Source organism: Neorhizobium descurainiae, assembly GCF_051400715.1.
In the GTDB taxonomy this organism is placed as follows: Bacteria; Pseudomonadota; Alphaproteobacteria; order Rhizobiales; family Rhizobiaceae; genus Neorhizobium.
In genome coordinates this window covers 619393-633777 of record NZ_JBLFFK010000001.1, presented here as the reverse complement: position 1 = coordinate 633777, position 14385 = coordinate 619393, and the positions used below count along the sequence as shown (strand labels likewise).

Annotated in this window: 12 protein-coding genes; 8 read left to right on the top strand and 4 right to left on the bottom strand. The window is 64.2% G+C overall.

The window, feature by feature from the left end:
- The 3 genes from ACMGE0_RS02915 (at nucleotide 1) to ACMGE0_RS02905 (ending at nucleotide 3841) form a co-directional block, all read left to right on the top strand.
- Nucleotides 1-1980 (top strand): 5'-nucleotidase C-terminal domain-containing protein, encoded by a 1980-nt coding sequence (locus tag ACMGE0_RS02915; RefSeq protein ID WP_436814353.1) that lies wholly within the window; start codon nucleotides 1-3, stop codon nucleotides 1978-1980.
- 138 nt (nucleotides 1981-2118) lie between these two features.
- A complete protein-coding gene (gene hemH, locus ACMGE0_RS02910; RefSeq protein WP_436814352.1) occupies nucleotides 2119-3153 on the top strand; it encodes a ferrochelatase in 1035 nt (344 codons plus the stop codon).
- Nucleotides 3154-3157: 4 nt separating this feature from the next.
- Nucleotides 3158-3841: an isochorismatase family protein gene (locus ACMGE0_RS02905; RefSeq protein ID WP_436814351.1), complete on the top strand. Its 684-nt coding sequence runs from the start codon at nucleotides 3158-3160 to the stop codon at nucleotides 3839-3841.
- A 9-nt stretch (nucleotides 3842-3850) separates the two neighbouring features.
- Here the strand turns inward: ACMGE0_RS02905 and queC are convergent, their stop codons facing one another.
- The gene (gene queC / locus ACMGE0_RS02900; RefSeq protein WP_436814350.1) at nucleotides 3851-4561 is read right to left on the bottom strand and encodes a 7-cyano-7-deazaguanine synthase QueC; all 711 of its coding nucleotides are present in this window, start codon (nucleotides 4559-4561) and stop codon (nucleotides 3851-3853) included.
- Between the two features lie 194 nt (nucleotides 4562-4755).
- On the opposite strand from queC, the gene ACMGE0_RS02895 reads away from it, so the two are divergent.
- Both ACMGE0_RS02895 and ACMGE0_RS02890 read left to right on the top strand, forming a co-directional pair.
- Complete coding sequence (locus tag ACMGE0_RS02895) at nucleotides 4756-5790, top strand: SPFH domain-containing protein (protein WP_436814349.1); 1035 nt, start codon at nucleotides 4756-4758, stop codon at nucleotides 5788-5790.
- A gap of 3 nt (nucleotides 5791-5793) precedes the next feature.
- Nucleotides 5794-6252: an NfeD family protein gene (locus ACMGE0_RS02890; RefSeq protein ID WP_436814348.1), complete on the top strand. Its 459-nt coding sequence runs from the start codon at nucleotides 5794-5796 to the stop codon at nucleotides 6250-6252.
- A gap of 19 nt (nucleotides 6253-6271) precedes the next feature.
- On the opposite strand, the gene ACMGE0_RS02885 is transcribed toward ACMGE0_RS02890, so the two are convergent.
- Nucleotides 6272-7267 (bottom strand): KpsF/GutQ family sugar-phosphate isomerase, encoded by a 996-nt coding sequence (locus ACMGE0_RS02885; RefSeq protein ID WP_436814347.1) that lies wholly within the window; start codon nucleotides 7265-7267, stop codon nucleotides 6272-6274.
- 147 nt (nucleotides 7268-7414) lie between these two features.
- Here ACMGE0_RS02885 and ACMGE0_RS02880 point away from each other — a divergent pair, with 147 nt between their 5' ends.
- On the top strand, nucleotides 7415-8998 hold the full coding sequence (locus ACMGE0_RS02880; protein WP_436814346.1) for an outer membrane beta-barrel protein: 1584 nt from the start codon (nucleotides 7415-7417) through the stop codon (nucleotides 8996-8998).
- A 184-nt stretch (nucleotides 8999-9182) separates the two neighbouring features.
- Here ACMGE0_RS02880 and galU read toward each other — a convergent pair whose 3' ends face one another.
- Nucleotides 9183-10070 carry a UTP--glucose-1-phosphate uridylyltransferase GalU gene (gene galU, locus ACMGE0_RS02875; protein ID WP_436814345.1) on the bottom strand — a complete coding sequence of 296 codons (888 nt, stop codon included), beginning with the start codon at nucleotides 10068-10070 and terminating at the stop codon, nucleotides 9183-9185.
- 199 nt (nucleotides 10071-10269) lie between these two features.
- On the opposite strand from galU, the gene ACMGE0_RS02870 reads away from it, so the two are divergent.
- Both ACMGE0_RS02870 and ACMGE0_RS02865 read left to right on the top strand, forming a co-directional pair.
- Nucleotides 10270-11490, top strand: a complete 1221-nt coding sequence (locus ACMGE0_RS02870) for a lytic murein transglycosylase (RefSeq protein ID WP_436814344.1) — start codon at nucleotides 10270-10272, stop codon at nucleotides 11488-11490.
- Between the two features lie 66 nt (nucleotides 11491-11556).
- Complete coding sequence (locus ACMGE0_RS02865) at nucleotides 11557-12804, top strand: SGNH/GDSL hydrolase family protein (RefSeq protein WP_436814343.1); 1248 nt, start codon at nucleotides 11557-11559, stop codon at nucleotides 12802-12804.
- A gap of 121 nt (nucleotides 12805-12925) precedes the next feature.
- Here the strand turns inward: ACMGE0_RS02865 and ACMGE0_RS02860 are convergent, their stop codons facing one another.
- On the bottom strand, nucleotides 12926-14380 hold the full coding sequence (locus ACMGE0_RS02860; protein ID WP_436814342.1) for a glutamate synthase subunit beta: 1455 nt from the start codon (nucleotides 14378-14380) through the stop codon (nucleotides 12926-12928).
- Nucleotides 14381-14385 lie beyond the last annotated feature (5 nt).

The window sequence follows — 14385 nt, the reverse complement described above, 5'->3', positions numbered from 1 at the left end:
ATGATGAAGACATTGAGGTTCGGGCTGATGACCGCTTCGGTCCTGGCCCTTTCAGGCGGCGCGGCGCTCGCCGATTTCGAGCTCAATATCCTGCACATCAACGACTTCCATTCGCGTATCGAATCCATCAACAAGACCGATTCCACCTGCTCGGCGGAAGACGAGGGCAAGGGCGAATGCTTCGGGGGCGCGGCCCGCATGAAGACGGCTATCGATCAGCGGCGCACGGCTCTTGCCGGCAAGAATGTGCTGACCTTGAACGCTGGCGACAACTTCCAAGGTTCGCTGTTCTACAGCACGCTCAAGGGTGCGGCCGAACTCGAAGTGATGAATGCAATCGGCTTCGACGCGATGACGGTGGGCAACCACGAATTCGACGACGGCGAAAAGGCGCTTGCGCCCTTTCTTGAGGGAGTGAAATTCCCTGTCCTGGGCGCCAATGTCAAAGCCAATCCGCAATCGACGCTCGGGGACCGCGTGAAGCCTGCGGTCGTTCTCGATGTGGGCGGCCAAAAGATCGGCATCATCGGCGTGGTCACCACCGATACGAACGAGATCGCCTCTCCCGGCCCGAACGTGCAAATCACCGATGATGTCCCGGCCATCGAAGCGGAAGTCGGAAAACTGAAGGCGCAGGGGGTCAACAAGATTATCGCGCTCACCCATGTCGGCTACCGGCGGGATGTCGATGTCCTTGCCAAGATCGCGGATATCGACGTCATTGTCGGCGGCCATTCGCACACCCTGCTCTCCAACACGGTCGCGGGTGCCGAAGGTCCCTACCCGACTTGGGTCGACAATCCCGGCGGCTATAAGGTTCCGGTCGTCCAGGCCTTTCAGTATTCGAAATATCTCGGCGAGGTGAAGGTCGTTTTCGATGACAGCGGCGTCGTCAAGGAAGCAACCGGCGAGCCGATCCTCGTCGACAAGGCATTCCAGCCGGATCAGGCTTTGGCCGCACGGATCGTGGAGCTGAAGAAGCCGATCGAGGACATGAAGAAGAAGGTCGTCGGGACCTCCGAAGCCGTGATCGATGGCGATCGCCGCATTTGCCGCGCCAAGGAATGCACGATGGGCAACCTGGTGGCGGACGCCATGCTCGACCGCGTGAAGAACCAGGGCATCCAGATCGCCATCCAGAACGGCGGGGGCTTGCGTGCCTCGATCGACGCCGGCGAGGTTACCCAGGGCGAAGTCGTCAGCGTGCTGCCCTTCCAGAACACGCTTTCGACCTTCCAGCTCACCGGCGCCGACGTGGTGAAGGCGCTCGAAAACGGCGTGAGCCAGATCGACGACGGCGCCGGCCGCTTCCCGCAGGTCTCCGGCCTCAAATACTCCTTCGACAAGTCTAGGCCGGCCGGCGCCAAGGTCAGCGACGTGCAGGTGAAGGAAGGCGACAATTTCGTGCCGCTCGATCCGGCCAAGACCTATGGCGTGACCAGCAACAACTTCATGCGCGCCGGCGGCGACGGCTATGCCGTCTTCAAGACCGGCGGCCAGAACGCCTATGACTACGGTCCGGACCTCGCAGACGTGACGGCGGAATTCATTGCTGCCCGGAACCCCTACAAGCCCTATACGGACGGCCGCATCACCGACCTCACGCCCGCCGACTACACGCCGCCCGCAAAGCCCGCGCCCGCGGCTCCGCCGGCTGCTCCTGCTCCGTCGCAATCGGCCCAGGCAACTCCGGCGCCCGCCGCTCCTGCCACACCGGCACCTGCTCCAGCCGCGCCAGCTACCCCTGCTCCGGCGACCCCCGCTCCGGCGGCACCAGCCACGCCTGCTCCGGCAGCACCCGCCGCATCGGCTCCGGCCGGCCCGACCAAATACACGGTCGCGAGAGGCGATTCGCTCTGGAAGATCGCCGAGGCTCATTACGGCAACGGCGAGGAATGGACGCGGATTGCGGAAGCCAATTCGCTGCGCAATCCGAATCTCATCCACGTCGGCGCCGAACTGGAACTGCCGGCCAGATAAGCCGGCCTCAACTCGACAAGGACAATTTGTCCCGCTTCTCGCGCCGGTCCGGGGTTTCCCGGGCCGGTTTTTCTTTCTAAGTAATCTGCAACATCAAAGCGCGTGAACGCGCCGGCTTCTTCAGTCTGAAAGTGTTCCATGAACTCGACCTCCGCCCCTATGTCCTCCAATCGTCAGAAGGTGACTTCCGGCAAGGTCGGCGTGCTGCTCGTCAATCTCGGCACGCCTGACGGCACGGACTACTGGCCGATGCGGCGATACCTCGCCGAGTTCCTATCCGACCGGCGGGTGATCGAATGGTCGCGGCTTTACTGGTATCCGATCCTCTACGGCATCGTCCTGAACAAGCGCCCGCAGAAGGTCGGAAAGGCCTATGAGGCGATCTGGAACAAGGATCTGAGCGAGAGCTACCTGCGTACCTATACCCGCAACCAATCCGAGCTGATGACCGAACGGCTGAAGGACCTGCCGGATGTCGCGGTCGACTGGGCGATGCGCTATGGCCAGCCGTCGATCGCCTCGCGCATCGACGCGCTGAAGGAACGGGGCTGCGACAAGCTCCTGATCTTCCCGCTCTATCCGCAATATTCCGCCTCCACGACCGCCACCGTCAACGACAAGGCTTTCGAGCACCTGATGAAGCTGCGCTGGCAGCCGGCTCTGCGCACCGTGCCGCCCTATCCCGACGACCCCGCCTATATCGAGGCGCTTGCCGCCTCCGTCCGGAAGAAGCTTTCGACGCTCGATTGGGAGCCGGAAATGCTGCTCGCCTCCTTCCATGGCATCCCGGTCTCCTACTCTGAAAAGGGCGATCCCTACCGCGAGCAATGCGAGGCGACCGGGCGGCTGCTGCGCGAGGCGCTCGGTCTCTCCGAAAAGAACTTCATGGTCACCTTCCAGTCCCGCTTCGGACCGGAGGAATGGCTGCAGCCCTATACGGACAAGACGGTCGAAAAGCTTGCCGGTGACGGGGTCAAACGCATCGCTGTCATGAACCCCGGCTTCGTCTCCGACTGTCTGGAGACGCTGGAGGAAATCGCCGTCGGGGCGGAGGAAATCTTCCTGCATCACGGCGGCGAGAAATTCGCCCATATCCCCTGTCTCAACGACAGCGAGGGAGGCATGACCGTGCTGGAAAAGGTCGTCCGCCGCGAGCTTCAGGGCTGGGTCTAGGCGCATGCACGCGGTCGGAATCCCCGAAGAGATCCGAGAGCGGATCGCAAGGCGCCGCGGCCGATTCGCAATCTTCGGCCGGCTGGACGCGAAGAAGACCGCACTCGTCGTCATCGACATGCAGAAGGCCTTCGTCACCGAAGGAGCGCCGATAGAGGTACCGCTTGCCCGCGGCATCATCCCCAACATCAACCGGCTGGCCGACGCGCTACGGAATGCCGGCGGCACGGTCGCCTGGGTCACGACGGCGCTGACGGATGCACATGGCGCCCATCCCTGGACGGTTTTCTACGACCATTTCACCACGCCGGAATTCGCTCGCTCCCATCTCGCCGCCATGACGGAAGGCTCCGAACTTCACGGCCTTGCCGATGGCCTCGACATGCGGCCGGAAGACCTGCAGGTCTCGAAGGACCGTTTCTCCTGCTTCATCCAGGGCGCCTCTCCGCTCGACGGCATCCTGCGTGAGAAGGGCATCGATACGGTTGTGATCGCCGGCACGCTCACCAACCGCTGCTGCGAGTCGAGCGCACGCGACGCCATGATGATCGGCTACAAGGTCGTCTTCGTCGAAGACGCCAATGCCGCCGTCACCGACGACGAACACGTCTGGGCGCTGATCAACATCGCCTCGGCCTTCGGCGACGTGCGCCGCACCGACGACGTGCTCGGCATGCTCCGCAGCTGACCGGTTGCCTCAGCGTATTTCGGTGGCACGAAATCCCTCTATCGCTGCCTTCCAGAAATCCGGGTCATCATAATCGGTCGGGTCTTCGACGCCGGCCAGATGAAAGGCTTCCCGCCTTTCGACACAGGTTCCGCATCGGCCGCAATGGCGCTCGCCGCCCTTGTAGCAGGACCAGGTTTCCGCAAACGGTGTGCCGCGGCGCGCGCCGTCCGCGACGATATCCGCCTTCGAGCCGTTCACATACGGCGCCAGCAATTTCACCGAAGCATACCCGTCGAGCGCATGGTCCTGCATCGTCTGAAAGGCCTCGATGAAGCCCGGGCGGCAATCAGGATAGATGAAATGGTCGCCGCCATGGACGGCGATCGCCACGGCTTCGGCCTGTCTTGCCGCCGCGATACCGAATGCGACGGAAAGCATGATCGCGTTGCGGTTCGGCACGACCGTGATGCGCATCGTCTCCTCGGCATAGTGTCCGTCCGGCACGTCGACATCATCGGTCAGCGCCGAGCCGGAAAGCTCCCTGCCGATGGACCGCATGTCGATGACCTGATGAAAGACGCCGAGACGCCTGGCGCAGGCGCCTGCGAAATCGAGTTCCTTGCGATGCCTCTGGCCGTAGTCGAAGGAGATGAGGCCGAGAAGTTCCCGCTCCGCCGCGATTTTATGGGCGAGGGAAACGGAATCCAGTCCGCCGGAGCAGACGACGATGGTTTTCATGAGCTTGTCCTTGTTTTGACCGGGTAGGCTGCGACCGGGTTTCACGCCTGCTATGTAAAGCGATGAGGCGCCTGTGAAAAGACGTGCCGGACAACAGGAGCGCGGCCGGAGCGACCGTCGTTTCTTCCTTGCGGAGAACGTGCTACTCACGACGTCGATGGGTGGCGCGCGGCGCCGGAAGATGGAGGAAATTCATGGTTCTGGGTGGATTCGATATCGTCGTGATCGCCTTGGTCGTTCTGGTCATCCTGATCCTGTTCGCCGGGATCAAGACCGTGCCGCAGGGCTATCGCTACACCGTGGAGCGCTTCGGCCGTTATACCCGCACGCTCGATCCGGGCCTGAACCTGATCACCCCCTTCATCGAGCGCATCGGCGTTCGGATGAACGTCATGGAACAGGTGCTCGACATTCCGACCCAGGAGGTCATCACCAAGGACAACGCGAGCGTCTCGGCCGATGCCGTCGCTTTCTATCAGGTGCTCAATCCGGCCCAGGCGGCCTACCAGATCTCCAATCTCGAAAACGCCATCCAGAACCTCACCATGACCAATATCCGTTCCGTCATGGGCTCGATGGATCTCGACGAACTGCTCTCCAACCGCGAGGTCATCAACGAGCGGCTGCTGCGCGTCGTCGACGAAGCCGTCGGCCCCTGGGGCATCAAGGTGACGCGAGTCGAGATCAAGGATATCCAGCCGCCTGCCGATCTCGTCGAATCCATGGGCCGGCAGATGAAGGCGGAGCGCGAGAAGCGCGCCCAGATTCTTGAGGCCGAAGGCTCCCGCAGCGCCCAGATCCTCCGGGCCGAAGGCGCCAAGCAGGCAGCCGTGCTGAAGGCCGAGGGCGAACGCGAGGCCGCCTTCCGGGAGGCGGAGGCGCGCGAGCGCCTGGCGGAAGCCGAAGCCAAGGCGACGCAATTCGTCTCGCAGGCGATCGCCGCCGGCGACGTGCAGGCCATCAACTATTTCGTGGCGCAGAAATATACCGAGGCGCTGGTGGAGATCGGCAGGGCGACCAATGCCAAGATCGTGCTGATGCCGCTCGAAGCCTCCTCGATCATCGGTTCGCTCGGCGGCATCGGCGCCATCGCCAAGGAGGTTTTCGGCGACGGTTCGGGCTCCGTCGTCCAGCCCCGTCCGCCGGCGCCGCCGCGCCCGCCGGTTGGCGCGCGCACCACGCCGGCCGTCAATCCGCTCAACCCTCCGCTGCCCTCCTCCGAGACCTGAGCCATGCTGCAAGATGCGACAAGCAGTCTCGGTCCCTGGAGCTGGTGGATTCTCGGCCTCATCCTGCTGGCCGCCGAACTCGCCGCGCCGGGCGTCTTCCTGATCTGGATCGGTGCCGCCGCCATCGTCGTCGGCGCGCTGTCGCTGATGTTTTGGGATGCAGGCTTCTGGAGCTGGCAGATCCAGTTCCTGGTCTTTGCGGTGCTGGCGATCGCCTTCGCGCTTGCCGGCCGCCGCTTCTACGCCAGCCGCAAGGAGACGAGCGACGAACCGCTCCTGAACCGCCGCGGCGAAAGCCTGATCGGACGCACGGCGACGCTCAACGAGCCGATCACGGAAGGACGCGGACGCATCCGCCTGGACGATACCTGGTGGTCGGTCATGGGGCCGGACCTGCCGGCCGGCACGCGGGTGAAGATCGTCGCGGCGAGCGGCCGCGATCTGACCGTCGAAGCAGCCTGACTGGACATATCGGCGGATATCAGGCGACGCCGATCCGCAGGAGATCGTGGAAATGCACGATGCCGATCGGCCGGCGATCGCCGTCGACGACCATCAGCGCCGAGATATTGTGCTTGTTGAGCACAGCCATCGCCGCCGTCGCTAACGTTTCCTTGCCGACCGTCTTGGGGTTCTGGGTCATGATGTCGTCGACGATCATCTCGCCGAGATTGAGATTGAGGCCGCGCGCCAGGTCGCCGTCGGTGACGATGCCGCAGAGCCGCCCTTCCTCGTCCAGCACGCCGACGCAGCCGAACCTCTTTTCCGACAGCGTCATCACCGCCACCGGCAGCGGCGTGCCCTTCTCGACGAGCGGGATGCGATCGCCCGTGTGCATCAGATCGCTGACATGGGAGAGCATGGCGCCGAGCTTGCCGCCCGGATGGTAGACGCGGAAATCGGTCGCCGAGAAGCCCCGCGCTTCGAGCAACGCCACGGCGAGAGCATCGCCCATCGCAAGCTGCATCAGCGTCGAGGTGGTCGGCGCAAGCCCGTGCGGGCAGGCCTCCTGCTCCTTCGGAAGCAGGAGCACCACGTCGGCCTCGCGGGCAAGCGTCGAAAGCGCCCCGGAAGTCATGGCGATCAGCGGGATGGAAAACCGCCGTGTGAAGGAGATGATACCCTGGAGCTCGGCAGTCTCGCCGCCCCAGGAAAGCGCCAGCACCACGTCGACCGCCGCGATCATGCCGAGATCGCCGTGATTGGCTTCGACGGGGTGGACGAAGAAGGCGGGCGTGCCGGTCGATGCGAGGCTCGCGGCGATCTTGCGGCCGATATGCCCGCTCTTGCCGACCCCGGTCACGATGACCCGGCCGTCGATGTCACCGATGATTTCGGTGGCTTTGCGGAAGCTATCGCCCAGTCCATTCTGAAGGGCGCGCTCCAGCGCATCAAGCCCTTGTTTTCCAAAGGCAATCGTCCTCAGAGCGGAGTCGACGACATCATGTTCGACGAGTTGCAAGGCTCTCTTGATCATGGCGAAGCCTTAGCGCCTTTCATCCGTCAAGTCCATCAGCTTCGAATATATCCGGGCAAGTTCCACACCCGGCACAAGACCGCAACCAAACATTAACCACATGGCTTTACGTTTGGGTAAGTATTTCCGATCGGTCCCGGCAGGCTCATGAAGATCATCACAGCGACAGACAGGACGCGTGAGCGGCGCAGGACGGCGCTCGGCCTTCTGCTCGCCTGTTCGGCTCTCGCCTCGCCGGCCGCCGCGCAGACCACGAGCCCCTTTCCGCCGCGGGATGGCTCTCTGCCCTCCGTAGCCACTGCGACCGCATCCCCATCCTCGATCGGCCCCTCCTCGACCGGCCCCTCATCAACCGGCCCCTCATCAACCGGCTTGAGAGACGCGACATCCGCCCAATCTGCGACCGATGCGGCCGGTGCCACCATCGACCGGAATCAGACGGACCCCAACGCCACGACCGGCACAATTCCGGCAACCGGTGCCATTCCCGCAAACGGTCCGGCCGCCGAGGTGGAGCAGCCCTACGAGGAGGACCTGAACCAGCCCTACGAGCAGCCGCTCGATCCCGGCGCCGAACCGATCGACGGGCAGGAGCAGCCGCGCGAGCCGGTCGATCCGACCGGCATCCGCCTCGGAACCTTTCTGCTTCGCCCCTCGGTCAACCAGGGCATCGATACCGAGATCACCCGCTCCAACGGGAGCCGCACGCGCCGCGACTATCTCTCGACGACGTTCCGCGGCACGCTGTCGTCCGACTGGTCGCGCCATTCGCTGACGATCACCGGCGATGGCAGGCTGGAGCGCAACATCGGCGGCAACGACGAGGGAGAGCGGCCGGAAGCCAATGTCGGCGGGGATCTGCGGCTCGATCTCGCCGACGACACGGTCGCCCATATCACGGGCGGCTACAGCTTCACCCGCGAAAACGACTATGATCCCAATGCGGTCGGCGGCGCGGCGACCCAGTCGGGCGTCAACGAATTTACCGGCGGCCTTTCCGTCGAGCGCGATTTCGGCAAGGTGCACGGCACCGCCGCACTCGATCTCTCCCGCACCACCTATACCGACGCCGAGCTTTCCGACGGCACCATCCTCAGCATGAAGGACCGCAACCGGACAGGCATCGACGGACGGTTGAGGCTCGGCTACGAGCTGTCGCCGGCCTTGATCCCCTATGTGGAAGTGGCGACCGGCCATACCTTCTACGACCAGAAGCGCGACAATTCCGGCTACGCCCGCTCCTCGCAAAGCTATGCGGTGCGCACCGGCGTGGAATTCGACCTCGGCGAGAAGCTGCGCGGCGAGATCGGCACGGGTTACGAATTCGTCGATTACGAGGACAGCCGCCTGAAATCGGTGGACGCGATCACCTTCAACGGCAACGCGACCTGGTCGCCGCAGCGCGGCACCGACGTCGATCTCGGCCTGCGCACCACGATCCAGGATTCGACCACGCCCGGCCAGAGCGGCTGGGTGGAATACCAGCTCACCGCCGGCCTCGCCCACGAGATGCGCGACAACCTCGTGGCCCGGCTCACCGGCGCTACCACCTTGCGGGATTTCTCCAGCGGCCAGAGCAACGAAACCGTCTGGGTCGCGGGCGCGGGCCTTTCCTGGGCGATCAACCGCTACCTCGACCTGACCGGCGACGTGGAATACGAGCGCGCGAGCGGCGGTGGCGCCGACGACCGCATCGTCCGCGCCGGTGTCGGGCTGACGTTGAAACGGTGATACCGTAGCGGATGCGATCTATCATCCGGCCGCGGCCGCCCCTCATCCGCCTGCCGGCACCTTCTCCCCGTTCTGACGGGGAGAAGGGATATGCCGCACCGGCTTCCCCACCCTCAGCGCCGCGCAAGGCACGTTCCCTCTCCCCGCCTGCGGGGAGAGGGTTAGGGTGAGGGGCTGTTTAGCGTTATTTCAGCGACGAAATGAGCGCCTTGAGCGGCTCTTCGATCGCCGGGCGGATGTCGGCGCGCTGCAGCGCGAATGCGAGGTTCGCCAGAATGAAGCCGTCCTTGGCGCCGCAATCATAGGTCTCGCCCCTGAAGTGATAGGCCGCGAATTCCTGGGTCTTGGCGAGCGTCAGCATGCCGTCGGTGAGCTGGATCTCGTTGCCGGCGCCGCGTTCCTGGGTTTCCAGGATCTTGAAGATCTCCGGCTGCAGGATGTAGCGGCCGTTGATGAAGAAATTCGACGGCGCCGTGCCTTTGGCAGGCTTTTCGACCATTTCGGTGATCTTGAAGCCGTCGCCGACGGGAGCGCCCTTGCCGACGATGCCGTACTTATGAGCCTGCTCAGGATCGCATTCCTCAACGGCGAGAACGTTGCCGCCAGTCTGCTCATAGAGTTCGACCATGCCCTTCAGGCAGCTCTTCTCCGACGACATGATCATGTCCGGCAGAAGAACGGCGAAGGGCTCGTTGCCGACGATGTCGCGGGCGCACCAGACTGCGTGGCCTAGACCGAGGGGCACCTGCTGGCGGGTGAAGCTCGCCGTGCCCGCCTTCGGCAGGATGTTCGACAGCAGCGTCAGCTCGGCATTCTTGTTGCGCTCGCGCAGCATCTGCTCCAGCTCGTACTGGATGTCGAAATAGTCTTCGATGACGGCCTTGCCGCGCCCGGTCACGAAGACGAAATGCTCGATCCCCGCTTCCGCCGCCTCGTCGACCACATATTGGATGACCGGCTTGTCGACCACGGTCAGCATTTCCTTCGGCACAGCTTTGGTCGCGGGCAGAAAGCGCGTGCCCAGACCTGCTACCGGAAAGACTGCCTTACGGATCTTCTTTTGTTGTGCCACTCATGCCTCCTGAAAGCACATCGTTGTGCGAGTGAAAGACTACCGGCGTCTAGCTGCCAATTGCTACCGTTTTGCAAAGACTGCCCTAGGCCGGATTTCCATGGTAAAGAATTTGTTGACCCTATTTTGTTATTACATCGTTAAGCCGCATGCCACTCTTGCCTTAGGGCTTGGTTAAAAAGGATGGACACGACTGCCGATGAAGACATTTCGCATCAACCTCTTGCGCGGGTTTGCATTCTCCCTGCTCGCCGGGCTGGCCACGGCGACAATGCCGATAGATGCTCGGGCCGATGCCGGTTTCAAGGCCTGGATCGCGCAATTCTACCAAACGGCCGCCAAGAGCGGAATTAGCCGTTCCACCTATGAGAAAGCCTTTGCGGGCATCACCGAGCCCGATCGGGATGTGCTCGACAAGGCCCGCTACCAGCCGGAATTCAAGTCGAAGATCTGGGATTATCTCGACAGCCGCGTGAACCCCTATACCGTCCGCATCGGCCGCGAGATGGCGGCCCGGCACGGATCCACGCTGGCCGCGCTGGAACGGCACTACGGTGTCGACCGCAATGTCCTTCTCGCCATCTGGTCGATGGAATCCAACTACGGCGCGGTGCTGGAAAAGCCCGATCGCCTGCACCACGTGCCGCAGGCGCTCGCGACGCTCGCCTGGGGCGATCCGGGCCGCGCGAAATATGCGCGCACGCAGCTCATCGCGGCGCTGAAGATCCTGCAGTCGGGCGACATCACGCCGAAGCAGCTCACCGGTTCCTGGGCGGGCGCCATGGGCCATACCCAGTTCATCCCGACGAGCTACCTGCTCTACGCCGTCGACGCGGACGGCAACGGCCGGCGCGACATCTGGCATTCGGTCCCCGACGCGCTTGCGACCTCCGCGAACCTGCTCGCCAAGAACGGCTGGCAGACCAGCAAGACCTGGGGCTACGAGGCAGCCACCCCCGCGAACGGCGCCCGCTATGAGGGCCAGACCAAGACGCTCGCAGAATGGGCAAAGCTGGGTTTCGCCAGACCGAACGGCAAGAACTTTCCGCGCGGCACGGACCGCGCCACGCTGAAACTGATGGCCGGCGGCAACGGCCCCGCCTTCCTGATGCTCAGGAACTTCTTCGTGGTGAAACGCTACAACGCCGCCGACAGCTATGCGCTGGCGGTCGGCTTGCTCGCCGACGAGATCGCCGGTCACGGCGGCGTCCGGCAGAGCTGGCCGCGTCCGGAAGGCACGCTCGACATCAAGCAGAAATTCGAGCTGCAGACGCGCATGAAGGAGCTCGGCTATTACGACGGCGAGGTCGACGGCAATTTCGGCTCCGGCTCGAAGGCGGCGATCTCCGCGATCCAGAAACGGCTCGGCATGCAGCAGAGCGGCGAGCCCTCGCAGAAGCTTCTCGAAGCTTTGCGTTGACAAGAGGGGGCAATGCCCCACATCGTTTCTGGATAGGCGCCTGGAGGGCGCGCGGGCGTCAAAGGCATGAAGGCTTTGGGGAATACCGGCGGACAAGGAAGATGGGCTCGCCTGGGCGCGGTTCTTCTCGCGCTTCTGCTCGCCTTGCCGGTCCTCCCCACTCCGGCCGGCGCCCAGGAGCCCGCCCCGCGCCGCAACCTCTTCGATTTTCTGTTCGGCGGCCCGCGCTACGAGCGTTACGAACGCTATGATCGTTACGAGCGGTATGAGCGCCCGCCCCGCCGCCGCTACGACCGCAGGGATTCGGTCATCCAGGTGCCGCGCCCGCGCAGCAACCGCAGTACGGTCCGGGCGGCCCCGCCGCGTCCGCAGCCGCCGGTCGCTCCCCCCGCGCCGGAGCCCGTCGCCAAGCTGGAGAATGCCAAGCAGATCCTGGTGGTCGGCGATTTCATGGCCGGCGGTCTCGGAGGGGAGCTGGAGACGACTTTCGCGGCATCTCCGGGCATTGCGGTTACCCAGCGCAGCGACGGTTCGTCCGGCCTCGTGCGTGAGGACCATTTCGACTGGCCGGCAGAACTGCCGAAGATGCTGGGCGAGGTGAAGCCCGCCGTCGTGATTGTGATGATCGGTGCCAACGACCGCCAGCAGATGGACATCGGCAGAACGAAGGAGAAGTTCCGCAGCGACGCCTGGTTCAAGGAATACGAGGCGCGCGTGGCCAGGCTCGTCGACATCGTCGTCTCGCAAAAACTGCCGCTGCTCTGGGTCGGCCTGCCGTCCTTCCAGTCACCGTCCATGACGGCCGATGCGGTGACGCTCAACGCCATCTATAGAAACCAGGTGGGCAAGGCGGGCGGCGAATTCGTCGATATCTGGGACGGTTTCGTTGACGAGGACGGCAAGTTCGTTCTCACCGGCTCCGACGTCAACGGCCAGCAGGTGCGGCTGCGCGGCTCCGACGGCATAACCTTCACCAAGGCCGGCAAGAAGAAGCTCGCCTTCTACGTGGAAAAGCTCGTCCGCCGCCATGTGGGCGAGATGGCAAGCCCCGATCTCGTCAAGCTCGACGGCTCGAACCTGCCGGCGCTGTCGACCCTTCCCGGCACGCCCGATCAGGCCATACCGACGCATCCGATCAGCCTGTCCGACCCGGAACTCGACGGCGGCAAGGACCTTCTCGGCGCAGTCCCCCCGCCCACCGTGCTGGTGGAAACGCCGCGCGACAAGCTGGTCAGACGGGGAGAACTCGCCCCCGCCCCGGCGGGCCGCATCGATGATTACCGGGTGCCCGCCCCCGCCACGGCGACACGCTAAACAGAATCGGCCCTTCGGGCGCCATCTTCAAGCTTTGAAGCCTGCAGGCCGGAAGGGCCGGCCGGCTCCAACGTTAGGAATTCCGACTACCCAAGCTGCCGAAGCCCGTGGATAAGCACCCTCAACGCGGCAGGACGGAGCTTCCCATCAGCGCCTCGTCGATCGCGCGCGCCGCCTGGCGGCCTTCGCGGATCGCCCAGACGACCAGCGACTGGCCGCGGCGCACGTCGCCCGCCGTCCAGAGCTTGTCGACCGAGGTTTTGTAGTCGCGCTCGCTGGCGACGACGTTGGTCGAGCCGCGGCGGTCGACATTGAGTTCGAGCTTGCCCTCGAGTTCCGTCAGCACGCCTTCCTTGAGCGGACCGGAAAAGCCGATCGCGATGAAGGCGAGATCGGCCTTTATGATGAATTCCGTGCCGGCGATCGGCTTGCGGCGATCGTCGACCTCGCAGCAGCGCACGCCGGTGAGCTGGCCGTCCTCGCCGATGAATTCGAGGGTCGCCACCTGGAACTCGCGCACGGCGCCCTCGGCCTGCGAAGAGGAGGTGCGCATCTTGGTCGCCCAGAACGGCCAGACGGCGAGCTTGTCTTCCTTTTCCGGCGGCTGCGGGCGGATGTCGAGCTGCGTCACCTTGACGGCGCCCTGGCGGAAGGCGGTGCCGACGCAGTCCGACGCCGTATCGCCGCCGCCGACGACCACCACATGCTTGGCGCCGGCGAGGATCGGATCGGACGGCCAGGCGATGCTGTCGATATTCTCGCGGCCGATGCGGCGGTTCTGCTGCACGAGATAAGGCATCGCGTCGTAGACGCCGTGCAGATCGGCGCCCGGAATGCCGGCCGGACGCGGCGTTTCCGAGCCGCCGCAATAGAGCACCGCATCGTATTCGGAGAGAAGCTGCTCGATCGGCATGTCGACGCCGACATTGACGCCGGTGTGGAACGTGACGCCCTCGCCCTTCATCTGCTCGACCCGGCGGTCGATGAAATTCTTCTCCATCTTGAAGTCCGGAATGCCGTAGCGCAGCAGGCCGCCGGGCTTCGACTCGCGCTCATAGACATGCACGTCGTGGCCGGCGCGGCCGAGCTGCTGGGCGGCCGCCATGCCGGCCGGGCCCGAGCCGATGATCGCCACTCGTCTGCCCGTATGGACGGTCGCCGGCTGCGGCGCGATGAAGCCGAGCTCGTAAGCCTTGTCGGCGATCGCCTGCTCGATCGTCTTGATGGAGACCGGCGCGTCCTCGAGGTTCAGCGTGCAGGCCTCTTCGCAAGGCGCCGGGCAGACGCGACCTGTGAATTCCGGGAAGTTGTTGGTGGAATGGAGGTTGCGGATCGCCTCCTCCCACTTGTTGTTGTAGACGAGGTCGTTCCAGTCCGGGATCTGGTTATGCACAGGACAGCCGGTCGGGCCGTGGCAATAGGGAATGCCACAGTCCATGCAGCGCGCCGCCTGCTTGGTGACTTCCGCATCCGACATCGGGATGGTGAATTCGCGGAAATGGCGGATGCGGTCGGAAGCCGGCTGATACTTCGCCACCTGCCGGTCGATTTCCAGGAAACCCGTTACCTTGCCCATGTCTA